11 protein-coding genes and 3 tRNA genes are annotated in these 13,752 nt (G+C 48.8%); 9 read left to right on the forward strand and 5 right to left on the reverse strand.

Annotation, left to right across the window (positions count from 1 at the left end; all coding sequences use genetic code 11):
* The first annotated feature begins 25 nt into the window (after positions 1-25).
* The 3 genes from AAZR23_RS00620 (at position 26) to AAZR23_RS00630 (ending at position 313) form a co-directional block, all read left to right on the forward strand.
* Positions 26-101 (forward strand) — tRNA-Lys (locus AAZR23_RS00620).
* 25 nt (positions 102-126) lie between these two features.
* A tRNA-Lys gene (locus AAZR23_RS00625) sits at positions 127-202 on the forward strand.
* A 35-nt stretch (positions 203-237) separates the two neighbouring features.
* Positions 238-313, forward strand: a tRNA-Lys gene (locus tag AAZR23_RS00630).
* Between the two features lie 59 nt (positions 314-372).
* Here the strand turns inward: AAZR23_RS00630 and AAZR23_RS00635 are convergent.
* Positions 373-1,254, reverse strand: a complete 882-nt coding sequence (locus AAZR23_RS00635; RefSeq protein ID WP_434689865.1) for an aminoglycoside 6-adenylyltransferase — start codon at positions 1,252-1,254, stop codon at positions 373-375.
* A 225-nt stretch (positions 1,255-1,479) separates the two neighbouring features.
* On the opposite strand from AAZR23_RS00635, the gene pnuC reads away from it, so the two are divergent.
* From pnuC to aroG, 3 genes are all read left to right on the forward strand, one after another.
* Entirely contained in the window at positions 1,480-2,181 is a 702-nt protein-coding gene (pnuC, locus tag AAZR23_RS00640; RefSeq protein ID WP_218427696.1) for a nicotinamide riboside transporter PnuC, read from the forward strand.
* A gap of 88 nt (positions 2,182-2,269) precedes the next feature.
* Positions 2,270-3,199: a DUF808 domain-containing protein gene (locus AAZR23_RS00645; RefSeq protein WP_349416159.1), complete on the forward strand. Its 930-nt coding sequence runs from the start codon at positions 2,270-2,272 to the stop codon at positions 3,197-3,199.
* Positions 3,200-3,397: 198 nt separating this feature from the next.
* The gene (gene aroG / locus AAZR23_RS00650; protein WP_369449940.1) at positions 3,398-4,450 is read left to right on the forward strand and encodes a 3-deoxy-7-phosphoheptulonate synthase AroG; all 1,053 of its coding nucleotides are present in this window, start codon (positions 3,398-3,400) and stop codon (positions 4,448-4,450) included.
* A 92-nt stretch (positions 4,451-4,542) separates the two neighbouring features.
* Here the strand turns inward: aroG and gpmA are convergent, their stop codons facing one another.
* From gpmA to modF, 3 genes are all read right to left on the reverse strand, one after another.
* Positions 4,543-5,295 carry a 2,3-diphosphoglycerate-dependent phosphoglycerate mutase gene (gpmA, locus tag AAZR23_RS00655; RefSeq protein WP_046893725.1) on the reverse strand — a complete coding sequence of 251 codons (753 nt, stop codon included), beginning with the start codon at positions 5,293-5,295 and terminating at the stop codon, positions 4,543-4,545.
* A 237-nt stretch (positions 5,296-5,532) separates the two neighbouring features.
* Entirely contained in the window at positions 5,533-6,351 is an 819-nt protein-coding gene (locus AAZR23_RS00660) for a lysostaphin resistance A-like protein (protein WP_434689871.1), read from the reverse strand.
* A gap of 195 nt (positions 6,352-6,546) precedes the next feature.
* Positions 6,547-7,998: a molybdate ABC transporter ATP-binding protein ModF gene (modF, locus tag AAZR23_RS00665; protein WP_434689873.1), complete on the reverse strand. Its 1,452-nt coding sequence runs from the start codon at positions 7,996-7,998 to the stop codon at positions 6,547-6,549.
* 206 nt (positions 7,999-8,204) lie between these two features.
* Here modF and AAZR23_RS00670 point away from each other — a divergent pair, with 206 nt between their 5' ends.
* Positions 8,205-10,142 (forward strand): WG repeat-containing protein, encoded by a 1,938-nt coding sequence (locus tag AAZR23_RS00670; protein WP_434689875.1) that lies wholly within the window; start codon positions 8,205-8,207, stop codon positions 10,140-10,142.
* A 15-nt stretch (positions 10,143-10,157) separates the two neighbouring features.
* On the forward strand, positions 10,158-12,110 hold the full coding sequence (locus AAZR23_RS00675; RefSeq protein WP_434689878.1) for a bifunctional 2',3'-cyclic-nucleotide 2'-phosphodiesterase/3'-nucleotidase: 1,953 nt from the start codon (positions 10,158-10,160) through the stop codon (positions 12,108-12,110).
* A 65-nt stretch (positions 12,111-12,175) separates the two neighbouring features.
* Here AAZR23_RS00675 and modE read toward each other — a convergent pair whose 3' ends face one another.
* Positions 12,176-12,961 (reverse strand): molybdenum-dependent transcriptional regulator, encoded by a 786-nt coding sequence (gene modE, locus AAZR23_RS00680; protein WP_218427708.1) that lies wholly within the window; start codon positions 12,959-12,961, stop codon positions 12,176-12,178.
* 199 nt (positions 12,962-13,160) lie between these two features.
* On the opposite strand from modE, the gene AAZR23_RS00685 reads away from it, so the two are divergent.
* Positions 13,161-13,739: a hypothetical protein gene (locus AAZR23_RS00685; protein WP_434689882.1), complete on the forward strand. Its 579-nt coding sequence runs from the start codon at positions 13,161-13,163 to the stop codon at positions 13,737-13,739.
* Positions 13,740-13,752: the final 13 nt, after the last annotated feature.

A 13,752-nucleotide genomic window follows, 5' to 3' on the forward strand; every position in this document is an offset into this window, starting at 1 on the left:
TATCGTGCCGTTGGCAAGAGAGTACGGGTCGTTAGCTCAGTTGGTAGAGCAGTTGACTTTTAATCAATTGGTCACAGGTTCGAATCCTGTACGACCCACCATTCTCTTTTGCCCGAAATCTGAAACGGGTCGTTAGCTCAGTTGGTAGAGCAGTTGACTTTTAATCAATTGGTCACAGGTTCGAATCCTGTACGACCCACCATTTCAGACATCCTCCGCAGTATGCAGTATTACGATGGGTCGTTAGCTCAGTTGGTAGAGCAGTTGACTTTTAATCAATTGGTCACAGGTTCGAATCCTGTACGACCCACCATCGTATCTTTCCCTCTGAGTTTTATTCTCCCCGGTCTCATACCGGAGATTATCTGCCGGTTACGATTTATTTTCCTGCGTCAGCAAATCAGCGGTATTTAACCGGTCAGTGACCAGTGCAATAATTTTATCTGCCAACGTTATATCAATATCAAATTTCTGTGCATCAATTACGCGGATCGCCACATCGCGGTAGAGCGTCAGCATCGCCATGTAAGCCCGTGCGGCACGGACACGATCACGGTTATCAAGTGTCGCCATAAAACGGCCGTACAGGGCCGGTGGCAGCCAGGTGCTCAGGTGGCGTCCGGCATACCAGACATCCTGTGTGCCGTCGCTGCGGAGCAGTACATGCCACTCCAGCAGGGTGATCAGCCACTGTTTCATGGCGACATCGCGCAGACGGGCTGTCCAGGTTTCATTACGCAGATAATAAACCGGCACTTGTGATGCCTCCAGCCAGAAATTTTGCCAGTTTTCCAGGAATGTCTGCTGATCCGGCGGGGTAAGTAAAGACGCAGGATCGGCATACTCCGGTAATCCGGCAGTCACACCGGTTTTATCCAGCAAAACGGCATAACCCCGCTGATAGATGTTATCCAGCCCGTGTTCAGCCATCCGTGTAATACGCTCACGTCCTGCCAGCATAAAACCGGCTTTACGGCCTTTCTCATACAGCACCTGACAACATGGCCGGCGGACACCATCGCTTTCATGGGAAAGCGCTTTACGGATAATCAGCGGCACACCAAACCGGTTCAGCCAGCGGCTGTCGTGAAACAGTTCATCAGGGTTGCTGCCAATCAGTTCGGTATTAATATCAGAAAAACGCTCTGTCTGGTTCTGACGCGCCGCAGGGCCGGTGATAATGACCGCATCAATACGGGGATCTAATAGGGCAAAAGAGATTATAGTGTTTATAATTTGCTCAATTGATTCCATTTCACATCTCATTCATATAATTAATAACTGGCCAGATAGTACGTCATAATCAAAAATAGCGGGAGTGCTCAGGTTAAAAAAACGTTATTATGTTTAGTGTATTAAACAAAATTTGTTACCATGGGATGATTTCACTGAAAACGGCAGAGTGAAACACACTACAATAAACATGCGGCAGATAATTATCTGTGAACTTCGGTAAATTTACTTAGCGCGGGTGGCGGAATGGAATTTTTTGATATCAATAATATTCTCGTGGTGATCCCTTACTGGAAAGAGGGGTCCTATGCTCTGTCCTGGATTGAAGCTGTGGGGGCGACCGCCGGGTTGTTGTGTATCTGGCTGGCAAGTCTGGAAAAAACAATCAACTATCTGTTTGGTCTGATTAATGTCACGCTGTTTGCGGTGATTTTCTTTCAGATTCAGCTTTATGCCAATCTTCTGCTGCAGATTTTCTTTTTCGCGGCCAATATCTACGGCTGGTATGCCTGGACCAGACAAAATGAGAAAGCAGAAGCGGAGCTGAAAATCCGCTGGATGCCGCTGCGGCAGACCGCAGTGATTGCCGCTGTCTCACTGGCGGCGATTTTACTGCTGGCACGTTTTATCGACCCGGTCTTTACGTGGCTGGCGCAGAGTATGGTCAGTATACTGAATGTCGCAGGGGCTGATCTGGCGATGCCGGTATTGCTGCCTGATGCCTTCCCGTTCTGGGATGCGGCAATGACCGTGCTGTCTGTGGTGGCGATGATTCTGATGACCCGTAAGCTGGTGGAAAACTGGCTGCTGTGGGTGGTGATTAATATCATCAGTATTGTTATCTATGCCCTCCAGGGTGTGTATGCGCTGTCACTGGAATATATCATTCTGCTGGGTGTGGCACTCAACGGCTCGCGGATGTGGATAAAAGCAGCGAAGCAGTCGTAAAACTATTTTCCGTACAATAGTCCGGTGATTATAATGAGAGTCTGATAACAATCAGATTCTCATTAATCAGCAACAAAAGGAAATTCCTGTGGCCGGTGGCAGCTTACTCGCACTACTCGATGATATCGCAACTGTACTGGATGATGTCTCTGTGATGACCAAAATGGCCGCCAAAAAGACGTCCGGGGTGCTGGGGGATGACCTGGCGCTGAATGCGCAGCAGGTGGCCGGGGTTCGTGCAGAACGTGAGATCCCTGTGGTCTGGGCGGTGGCGAAAGGCTCTTTTCTCAATAAGCTGATTCTGGTGCCGCTGGCACTGCTGATCAATGCCTTTGCCCCCTGGGCGGTCACTCCGCTGCTGATGGTCGGCGGGGCGTTTCTCTGTTTTGAAGGTGCTGAAAAACTGGCACATAAATTTCTGCATAAAACAGACGGAGAATCCGGTGAAACGGCACCGGCGGAAGATCTTCAGACGCCGGAAGAACTGGCCGCGTTTGAAAAGCGCAAAGTCAAAGGGGCTATCCGCACTGATTTTGTATTATCAGCGGAAATTATTGCGATCACACTCGGAATTGTTGCCACATCTCCCTTTATTAATCAGCTGGTGGTGCTGTCACTGATTGCAGTGGTTATGACTATCGGGGTATACGGTCTGGTGGCCGGTATTGTCAAACTTGATGACCTGGGATTTTACCTGCAAAAGAAATCAGCCGCGCTGCTGAAAAAGCTGGGTGACGGCCTGATCCACGCCACGCCGTATCTAATGAAAACCTTGTCAGTGGTGGGGACTGCCGCCATGTTTATGGTCGGTGGCGGTATCCTGACACACGGTATTCCGCTTATCTATAATCTGATTGAGAACCTGGCTCAGCAGAGTGCGCTGGTACCGGCATTTGGCGGCGTACTGCATTTTATGACACCGCCGGTTGCTAATCTGTTGTTTGGTCTCGTTGCCGGTCTGGTGATTGTCCTCCTGTTTACCGTGATTAAACGTATTAAAACGGGATTAACGGCATAAACACCCCTCTCACAGGCAGCGGCTGATGAAGCCGCTGTTTTCCATCTGATTCATAACAATTTGTCCTGCTGATGTGAATATTTTCGGGGCGAAAAATTAATTTCAATTCCGGTGACAGCTAATTGTTTACAGCTTGTTGACAAGCAGTTAGATTAAAATAACGACAATAACGAAACAGGACACCGGAAGAGACGGGTTATGAACTATCAGAACGATGATGTAAAAATAAAAGAAATTCGGGAATTATTACCACCAGTGGCGTTATTAGAGTCGTTTCCCGCGACTGAAACTGCCGCAGACACCGTTCGCCGCACCCGTCATGCAATCCACGAAATCCTGGAAGGCCGGGATGACCGCCTGCTGGTTGTTATCGGGCCGTGCTCAATTCACGATCCGAAAGCAGCGGTTGAATATGCTGATCGCCTGCTGGCACTGCGCAACACACTGAAAGGTGAGCTGGAAATCGTTATGCGCGTCTATTTTGAAAAACCGCGCACCACGGTCGGCTGGAAAGGGCTGATTAACGACCCGCACCTTGACCACTCCTTCGCTATCAATGATGGTCTGCGTATTGCGCGTAAACTGCTGCTGGATATCAATGATAAAGGTCTGCCGGCTGCCGGCGAGTTCCTGGATATGATCACACCGCAGTATCTGGCGGATCTGATGAGCTGGGGCGCTATCGGCGCACGTACTACCGAATCCCAGGTACACCGCGAGCTGGCCTCCGGGTTGTCCTGCCCGGTCGGATTTAAAAACGGCACAGACGGTACCATCAAAGTGGCGATCGACGCTATTAATGCTGCGGGATCACCGCACTGTTTTCTGTCCGTGACCAAGTGGGGACACTCGGCCATTGTGAATACGACCGGTAACGGTGATTGCCATATCATTCTGCGCGGCGGTAAAAAGCCGAACTACAGCGCGGAAGATGTCAGCGCGGTAAAAGACGGGCTGGCACAGGCCGGTCTGGCACCACGCATCATGATAGATTTCAGCCACGCCAACAGCAGCAAACAGTACAAGCGTCAGATGGATGTGAGTACCGATGTGGCACAGCAGATCGCCGGTGGTGAAAAAGCCATTATGGGCGTGATGGTGGAAAGTCATCTTGAGGAAGGAAATCAGAATCTGGAAGGCGATGCACCATTAGTGTACGGCAAGAGCGTGACAGATGCCTGCATCGGCTGGGAAGATACGGAGACACTGCTGCGTCAGCTTTCCGATGCGGTAAAAGCCCGCCGCAGCTGATAACACAAAGCAGGAAAAACCACGTTTTATCCTGCTTTGTCAGCAATCTCAACCCTGACAATGTCAGGGTTTTTTTCACCGGAAAAAGCGGATTACTTCGCTTTACCCTGGTTGGCAACCGCAGCGGCTTTGGCAGCAATCGCATCCTGGTCACCCAGGTAGTAGCGGCGCAGTGGTTTCATGTTTTCATCAAACTCATACACCAGCGGCACAGCGGTCGGGATATTCAGTTCGAGGATCTCATCCTCACCCATGTTATCCAGGTATTTTACCAGTGCACGCAGGGAGTTACCGTGTGCGGCGATGATCACTTTCTCGCCGGAGGCAACGCGTGGTTTGATAACATCAGTCCAGTAAGGAACAACGCGGTCGATGGTGATCGCCAGGCTTTCTGTTGCAGGCAGTTCACTTTCAGCCAGTTTTGCATAACGCGGGTCGTGGCCCGGGAAACGCTCATCACTTTTTTCCAGTGCCGGCGGGGTGACAGCAAAACCACGGCGCCACAGTTTGACCTGCTCGTCACCGTATTTTGCTGCGGTTTCTGCTTTATCCAGACCCTGGAGCGCACCGTAATGACGCTCGTTCAGTTTCCAGCTTTTTTCAACCGGCAGCCACTGCTGGTTTACCTGATCCAGGATATTCCACAGCGTGTGAATAGCGCGTTTCAGTACAGAGGTATAGGCGAAATCAAAAGAGAAGCCTTCTTTTTTGAGTAACTGACCAGCCTCTTGTGCTTCAGCACGGCCTTTTTCAGATAACTCAACATCAGTCCAGCCGGTAAAGCGGTTCTCTTTGTTCCACTCACTTTCACCGTGACGTACAAGCACCAGTTTAGTTACTGCCATAGCGTAAACTCCTGTTGTGTTTCAGATAGGGGGTTTCAGAATTGAAACAGACCCGGCACATTGCCCATTATATTGGTCACCGGCGCCTTTCGGCAAACTTTCCGCACAGGTATTTCTGCCGGGGCCTGAGCGGAAGGTATCAATTCCGTCCTGTTTACCGGATAGTGTACACTAAAACTGAATCGATTCCGCTATAAATGTTTATGCAAAGTCTGATACACAGAAAAAAACAGTTTTTTACGCCACCTTAAACGGCCAGGTAAAAAACAGCAGATGACAAAGGTTCAGACCGAAGTGAAACGCGGTTGCGACCCACAACCGGCCGCTCCACATCCAGGCAAGCCCGTAGATAACACCTGCCAGACCGGCAAATACTACCAGCAGCGGTCCCCCGGCAAGATGCGCCAGTCCGAAAACTGCGGCGGTGATCAGCAGGGCGGCATACGGCGGCAGATAACGGGAAAGTACCTGCTGGATAGTCCCGCGGAACAGGGCTTCCTCCGCCAGCGAAACAAACAGCAGATTCGTCATGATAAACACCGGCAGCCACTCAGGCAGATGCGGCTCAAATCCCAGCCCTCCAAGGGCCGTTGCCAGTAACAGTAAGGCAGGGACAGCAAGAACCAGCAGCAGCCAGCGCAGACGGCTGGCCGGACGCAGCGGGGCGGTGACGAATAACTGCGGAATGATAATCAGCAGAACAAACGGAAGCAGGGCTTTATCAGCATTCAGCCAGAATGAATACGGCGGACTGTGCGGCCCGGCGGCTTCCGGCGGCATCCAGCGCAGGTTATGAAATCCCGGCAGCAGATGAAAAGCCAGTCCCAGTGCAACGGTGAGCACCATGAGTGTCACCAGCGCGCGCGGCCATGAGCGCGGTGCGGTATAAGGCCGGGCAACAGCCAGCAGGATCACAAACCACAGTGTGAGCAGGGCACGCCAGTCCATCACGCCGGTAAACAGGGCACTGATGGTGGCGGTCAGAAGCACTGCCAGTGACAGCGTCCGGTGAAATTGTAACAACAGCAGAGATAATGCAAGTAAAAGCCAGGTCATGGGATCGTGTCAGAAAATCAGAAAATCAGAAAAGGAGGACGCAGGGTAAAAGAGAAGTGCGCGATGCACCAGTAAAAAAAGCGGGCAGATAATAATGGATAATAAGATTATTCTTAATAACAAACTGAATACATTCAGAAAATAACGGCTGTTTCCGGTGAAATAAAAAAGTAAAACAGCCGTTTGATAATCCGGTTACAACTCATTGATTTCGTAACGATAACTACCGTTATCAGGAATAAACGCCAGACGCCGGTTGATACAGGCCGGGGTATCTTCACTGTGATGACTGACAAACAGCAACTGCGTATCACCGCGGCTTATCATAATATCGATAAAACGCAGTACCAGCAGGCGGTTGAGTGTATCCAGCCCCTGTAACGGCTCATCAAGGATCAGAAGCGCAGGATGTTTCACCAGCGCTCTGGCAATCAGTATCAGCCGCTGCTGTCCCCATGACAGGCTGTGAAACGGCGCGTCGCGGTAAGCTTTCAGGCCGAGCAGTGCCAGCCATTCATCCGCCAGTTTTATCTGCCGGTCGGAGGGTTTCTGATAGAGCCCGACAGAATCAAAAAAACCGGAAATCAGCGTGTTACGCACGCTGATATTCACACGGTAACTGAGGTGGATGCTGTTGCTGACATACCCGATATGCCGTTTGATATCCCACACGGTTTCACCACTGCCGCGGCGGCGGCCGAACAGCGTCAGGTCGTTACTGTAGCCCTGCGGATGGTCACCGGTGATAAGACTGAGCAGTGTGGATTTGCCCGCGCCGTTTTCGCCGGTGATTTGCCAGTGCTCGCCGGGCAGCACCCGCCAGGTCAGATCATGCAGAATAGGTTTGTCGTTATAACTGACGCAACCGTGATTGAGGATCACCCGCGGAATATCCGGGGCAAGGCGTTCTGCGGCCGGGTCATCCCGCTCCGGCAGTGTCAGATGTTCTGTCTGCTCACTGCGGGCCAGTTGTGCCTGTAACAGCGCGGACAAGGTGTCCGCCGGTGCCAGCACACATTCTGCCAGCAGCCCGGCGCGGGTGATAAAGTCCGGAATATCACTGAAACGGTTGAGGATCAGGATAACAGTCAGTCCGTCTGCCGCAAGTTCTGCCAGCATCTCACTGAGCATGCGGCGGGAGTCAGCATCCAGTCCGTCATAAGGCTCATCCAGTACCAGCAGATCAGGCTCTGTCATCAGTGCCTGACACAGCAGGGCTTTGCGGGTTTCGCCGGTGGAAAGGTATTTAAAACGGCGTGACAGGCGATCAGAAATACCGAACTGCGCCGCCAGTTGCAGACAGCGTTCATTATCCCGGTATTCCGCCTGAATAATATCGGCGGTGGTACGGCCGTTATCGGTGTCATCGCCGTTAATCAGGTCGGTATTATTGAGGTTCCATTCTTCATCAATCAGCGCCTGCAATTTTTCAAACGCGACCAGAACCGGACGGCGGAAAGTGGTGCTCATCTCCCCGGAAAGCAGCGGCAGATCCTGTATCAGTGCGCGGGCAAGGGCAGATTTTCCGCTGCCGTTGGTGCCGATAAAGGCATGATGCTGCCCGGTGTCCAGCTGTAATGACGGAACAGACAGCTGTTTATCCGCGCTTAACCGGAAAATCCCTTGTGTGATATGCAGATGTGCCATAGTGAACAGCCTTATTATTAGTTTAATTATTCCCCAGAAATAAGCGGAACCGGCAGCGATGTCAAGATATGGCTCCGGTGTTACATTCCGTATCATGAAAAGAAGATCTGCTTCACAGAAACGTCATTATTCAGTCTGCTGTTTTTGTTATACTTTTTATTAACGCTATTACGGAATTATGGAAATTATATGGAAGGGATGTGCTGATGAAAAAAAAGATGATTGCAATCCCCGCACTGTTGGTTATTGCGGCGGGAATGGCATACTGGTTTTTCGGGTATGAGGAGAAATTACCGGAGCCGTCACAGAAAACTCTGGACTATATAACAAAAGAGTTTAATGACCTGACGCCGGAAGAAGCGGTAACAAAAATACAGGCACAGAAAGAGCAGTTTGATTTTATTCTCGGGATAGGAGGAAAAGATGACCTCTATAGCCAGCGGAAGACGGTGTCATCTGAAGATGAAGAATACGAAAATGTATTTTCTGTTCTTACACCAGAGGAATATAAAAACAAATTTAATAAAGCACTTAAAGAAATAACGTTTGTTCAGAATATAGAACATGGCTATTCTACTTTTTATTTTGACATTCCTGTCATGCCGGCAGAAAAACAACTTGTGGTGAAAATTAAAAAAATTACCTACATGGATGGTAGTGAAGAAATAAGCGATATAAAAGTTACCAAAGCAGATAATAATATAAAATTAAACACACAGAAAACCGTAAAAAGTATTGATGCCAATGTGACATTTCGCTACATCAGTGACCTTAGCCGTTATCATCTCACCCCGGATAAACCGGAGATTTCACAAGGTAACTATAAATTAACGCTGGTAAAAAAAGATAAAAATTACCTGAAATATTCGCTGGATGGTGAACTGAATATTGTCAGCGAAAACGTTACGGATAAAAAGGGTAAAATATTATCAGCATCTGCCTGTTCAAGAGGGGAAATCGGCCATATTGAAAAAATAGAGCGATTTATTAATGGCACAGGAAAAGCGGCTGAAAAATACGGTAAAAATAAAGACGAGTTAATAAAACGAGTTGCCGGCTATTATGAACGCCTTGAACAAGAAACCAACGAGCCTGCAACTTACCTGGTGGAATGTATCTACCATGGTACGCCGGAATCGGTGACCGTATACGCTGCAAATAAGCAGGAGCGTGAAGAACAAAATATTATACTGACACCTGGTTATACCAGCCTCTATCCGGTCATTGAAGATGAGAAGACACAAACCTTTTATATTATTGATCAAAACGGTAATGAGATGATTAATCATGGTAAAGAGGGTGTGTACAGTGTGGGGAACGGTTATTTCTTTACCCGCCATACTGAGAGTAAAAAAGATGAAAATGACGGCGAAGAGTATGAATCAACGTACTATCAGATTCATAAACTGGATGCAGTAAATAAAAAGCTGGATTATATTATGCACGCTAATCGCGTATACAGTTTATCTGATGATGCGTTTGTTGTCTCCGATGGTAATAACATCCTGATATTTAATGTTAATTATGCTGATCCGATAGTCATTTCCGGTAAAAATACGGAAGCGGACATCGTTAACAGCTATTATGGCAGTTTTGAGTTTTTCTATTATGAAGACAACAAAGGGACACATGTTCTGAATGATAAAGGTGAGGAGATCCTTCCTGTATCTAAGTACTGGTTGGAAAAAGGCGGAGATAATACAGTCAGAGTCATCAGCCGTGTTTTTATGGATGACATAGCAACAAAAGATAAAAAAATTTATTTTCTCAATGAGGATGCAACAATCCGCCTGACATTAAAAGGCTATGATAAAGCCGGTGAAATCAGTAATGAGATGATAAAGGCAGAGAGAGATAATTTATATGGGTTTGTTGACGTAAAAGGAAATGAAGTGGTTGCTCCTGATTATCAGGAAGCCCGTGATTTTGATAACGGTTATGCGCTGGTGAGAAAAAATGATCACTGGGGCGTGATTAATAAACAGGGCGACGTGGTTATTCCGTTTAAATACAGTCATCATAATTCCATGTCATCCATGAACGGGCTGATATCCTACAGTATTGATGATAAGTACTACACCATGCAGGAATTACTGGACGCAAATGGTGTGAAAACAGACAAAATAACAGCAGCAGAACATTAAACGGAAGAGGGTGTTATGGTGAGAACAGGATTAAAATATTCGGTACTGGCATTACTGATCAGCGGAACGGTCAATGCCGCGACAGTCGATCTGCGGGTGATGGAAACCTCGGATATTCACAGTAACTTAATTGATTTTGATTATTTCAAAGATAAACCGACAGATCAGTTCGGTTTAGTCCGCACCGCCGCGTTAATTAAAGCGGCAAAAGGCGAAGTCACCAATGCGGTATTAGTGGATAACGGGGATTTAATTCAGGGCAGCCCGCTGGCCGATTATATGGTCAGCAAAGGACTGAATGACGGTGAGGCGCATCCGGCACACAAGTTAATGAATACCATGGGCTATACCGTTGGTAATTTTGGTAACCATGAATTTAACTTTGGCCTGGATTATCTGCAAAAAGCTATTGCCGGCGCGGATTTCCCGTATGTAAACGCCAATATTATTGATGAAAAAACCGGTAAGAATCTGTTTACGCCTTATATTATCGTCGATACCCCGGTAAAAGATCGTGACGGTAAAGAGCATGTAATTAAAATCGGCTATATTGGTTTTGTACCGCCGCAGATCCTTATCTGGGATAAAGCCAATCTGGAAGGAAAAGTCCGCGTTAATGATATTACGGAAACCGCGAAAAAATTTGTACCGCAAATGGAAGCAGAAGGTGCTGATTTAATTGTCGCTATTCCGCACTCTGGTTTTTCTCAGGAGCCGTATAAAGCGATGGCAGAGAACTCGGTGTATTATCTCAGTGAAGTCCCGGGGATTAATGCCATTATGTTCGGCCACTCGCACGGCGTATTTCCGGGTAAAGATTTCGCGGATATCAAAGGCGTTAATATTGAGCTGGGGACCGTTAACGGTATTCCGGCGGTGATGCCGGGCCAGTGGGGTGATCACCTCGGTGTGGTGGATCTGGTACTGAACAATGATGACGGCGCATGGAAAGTGACGGATGCCAAATCACAGGCACGTCCGGTTTATGACAAGGTTAATAAAAAGCCGCTGGTGGCGCGGGATGACAAGCTGGCTTCCGTGATTGATGAGCAGCACAATGCGACCCGGGCCTTTGTCGGTAAACTGATTGGTAAATCACCGGATAACATGTACAGCTATCTCGCCCTGTTGCAGAGCGACCCGACAGTGCAGATTGTTAATAACGCGCAGACAGATTATACCCGCCGCTTTATTCAGGGTGATCCGGATCTGGCGGATTTGCCGGTATTATCAGCCGCCGCGCCGTTTAAAGTGGGCGGACGCAAAAATGCCCCGGCAGATTTTGTCGAGGTGGAAAAAGGGGATATGACGTTCCGTAACGCGGCCGATCTCTATCTCTACCCGAATACGCTGGTGGTGGTAAAAGCGACCGGTGCGGAAGTCACCGAATGGCTGGAGTGCTCCGCCGGGATGTTTAATCAGATTGACCCGCAGTCTGAGGCACCGCAGAGCCTGGTTAACTGGGATGGTTTCAGAACCTATAATTTTGATACTATTTCCGGGGTCAATTACCAGATAGACCTGACCCAACCGGCAAAATATGATGTGGACTGCCAGACCATCAATCCGCAGGCCAACCGCATCAAAAATGTGACTTATCAGGGTAAACCGATTGATCCGAAAGCGGTCTTCCTGGTTGCCACCAATAACTACCGTGCTTACGGCGGAAAATTTGCCGGTACCGGCGATAAACATATTGCGTTTGCCTCTCCGGATGAAAACCGCAGTGTGCTGGCAGGTTATATTGCGGCAGAAACCAAAGAGAAAGGCGGGGTATCGGCCCGGGCAGAGCAGAACTGGACATTTGTGCCGGTGAAAACGGATAAAAAATTGGATATCCGCTTTGAAACCTCCCCGGGTGAAAAAGCCACGCAGTTTATTAAAGAAAATGCACGTTATCCGATGACGCGGGTTGGCACTGATGATGTGGGCTTTGCGGTTTATCAGGTTGATTTAACAGCGAAGTAAGCAGTTACTCACGAAAAGCCGCCGCCGGTTCAGTCCGCGGCGGCTTTTATTTGCGTCTTTTATTATCAGCACAATGTCGCAATAATTACCTGGTCTGCATTAAACAGCGCGGTGACCTCATCACCGTCTTTCAGCTGCTGATTATCAGCATCCTGATTATCCACCGTTGCGCATAACTGTGCGCCGCCGGTCAGCGTCACCATCACCTCACTGTTTTCCGCACCTCTGGCTACGGAACAGATGCGTCCGCTCAGGCAGTTGTCATAATCAGCGCTGTTTTCTGCGGATTTACTGATTTTCACCCACGGCGCTTTAATCAGAGTGAGTACTTCTTTACCTATGGATAACCCCAGCCGGTTGGCGCTTTGCTCGGTCAGTGCGACAGCCAGTTCCGTTTTTTTATCTGCCAGCAGAACGTTAACATGCTGCTGCACGTGGGTATGGTTGCGCGACATGATAGTACCGAAGAACTGGTTACGGGCACTGGTCTGTAATGAGAAGCGGGAGATAGCTGCCAGCAGGCTGTCGAGCGGCAGTGAATCCTCTTTGAGGACATCAAACGCTTTCTGCTGGATTTGTGCCAGCAAATCATAAAGCTGAAGTAAGCGCTCACCATAGCGCGTCAGTGTTGCGCCGCCGCCGCCTTTGCCGCCGGTCGCCCGGTCAACTATAGTTTCCTCGGCAAGCTGGTTCATTTCATTGATGGCATCCCACGCGCTTTTATAGCTGATACCGGCAAGTTTTGCCCCCTGGCTGATGGAGCCCGTAGCTTTGACCTGTTTGAGTAAGGAAATCCGCCGCGGATCGGCAAATAAATGACCTTCTGATTTCAGTGTTAATAAAATATCCAACGGAAAATACCCCGTATATTAATCAGACAGAATCACCGGCGCAGTTTCTCCGCCCGGTGCGGCGTTACTTTCCGGTTAGTGTAGCAAACTGCGGTTTTTTTTCATCTGCCAATATGGCGGTTACATTTCACTTAATAATTTGTGAGCCGGATAAAAACAGGTATGGTATAGCTATTAATTATCAGCCAGAGATTATTTCATGCAGAATGTATTATTCCGTCTTCATCAGGCAGTCAACGATTCCCCGGAACCGGAAGGGGAAGGTACTGAAACAGAAGCATTTGCCCGCATGCTGGCAGAGCAGGCATTCTGGGCTGAATCTCAGGATCAGGAAAGTGGCGGACAAATTGGTCTGGCGTTCACGCAGGGCGAAGATGATGAAGAGCCGTTGCTGCTTGTTTATATGCGTGATGACGGCGGTCATGAAGCTCCGGCAAAAGTTGCGGAAGAGATCGCTTGCGGTGAGCGGGAGTATACCTGGCTGCCGGGTGCTTTTTTACTGGGACTGAGCAGAAAAATTGATTTTACACTGTGCATCATTGGTGAGGATGGTCAGACCCTGCCACTGAACAGTCAGTTTATGAAAACGATGTTTCTCTATATTCAGGAGCTTTACCGCGAAGATGATGAGGGTGAAACACCGGCACAATCTTCGTCCGCGCCGGTCTCACCGCGCAGTGGTGATATTGTGGAAAAACCGGGCGGTGCCGGAAAGGTGGTCGGTTTTCTTATCCTGGCGGCAGTGATTGTGGCTGTTGTTTATTTTATGCAGACCTGACCGCACGAATCGC

It is taken from the genome of Morganella sp. Je.2.23 (assembly GCF_051129855.1).
In the GTDB taxonomy this organism is placed as follows: domain Bacteria; phylum Pseudomonadota; class Gammaproteobacteria; order Enterobacterales; family Enterobacteriaceae; genus Morganella; species Morganella sibonii.

What these genes read in the sequence shown, in the direction of transcription:
- AAZR23_RS00635 (WP_434689865.1), bottom strand. Translation starts at nt 1,254, where the DNA reads ATGGAATCAATTGAGCAAATTATAAACACTATAATCTCTTTTGCCCTA.
- AAZR23_RS00660 (WP_434689871.1), bottom strand. Translation starts at nt 6,351, where the DNA reads ATGACCTGGCTTTTACTTGCATTATCTCTGCTGTTGTTACAATTTCAC.
- AAZR23_RS00685 (WP_434689882.1), top strand. Translation starts at nt 13,161, where the DNA reads ATGCAGAATGTATTATTCCGTCTTCATCAGGCAGTCAACGATTCCCCG.
- modF (WP_434689873.1), bottom strand. Translation starts at nt 7,998, where the DNA reads ATGGCACATCTGCATATCACACAAGGGATTTTCCGGTTAAGCGCGGAT.
- gpmA (WP_046893725.1), bottom strand. Translation starts at nt 5,295, where the DNA reads ATGGCAGTAACTAAACTGGTGCTTGTACGTCACGGTGAAAGTGAGTGG.
- aroG (WP_369449940.1), top strand. Translation starts at nt 3,398, where the DNA reads ATGAACTATCAGAACGATGATGTAAAAATAAAAGAAATTCGGGAATTA.
- pnuC (WP_218427696.1), top strand. Translation starts at nt 1,480, where the DNA reads ATGGAATTTTTTGATATCAATAATATTCTCGTGGTGATCCCTTACTGG.
- AAZR23_RS00670 (WP_434689875.1), top strand. Translation starts at nt 8,205, where the DNA reads ATGAAAAAAAAGATGATTGCAATCCCCGCACTGTTGGTTATTGCGGCG.
- AAZR23_RS00675 (WP_434689878.1), top strand. Translation starts at nt 10,158, where the DNA reads ATGGTGAGAACAGGATTAAAATATTCGGTACTGGCATTACTGATCAGC.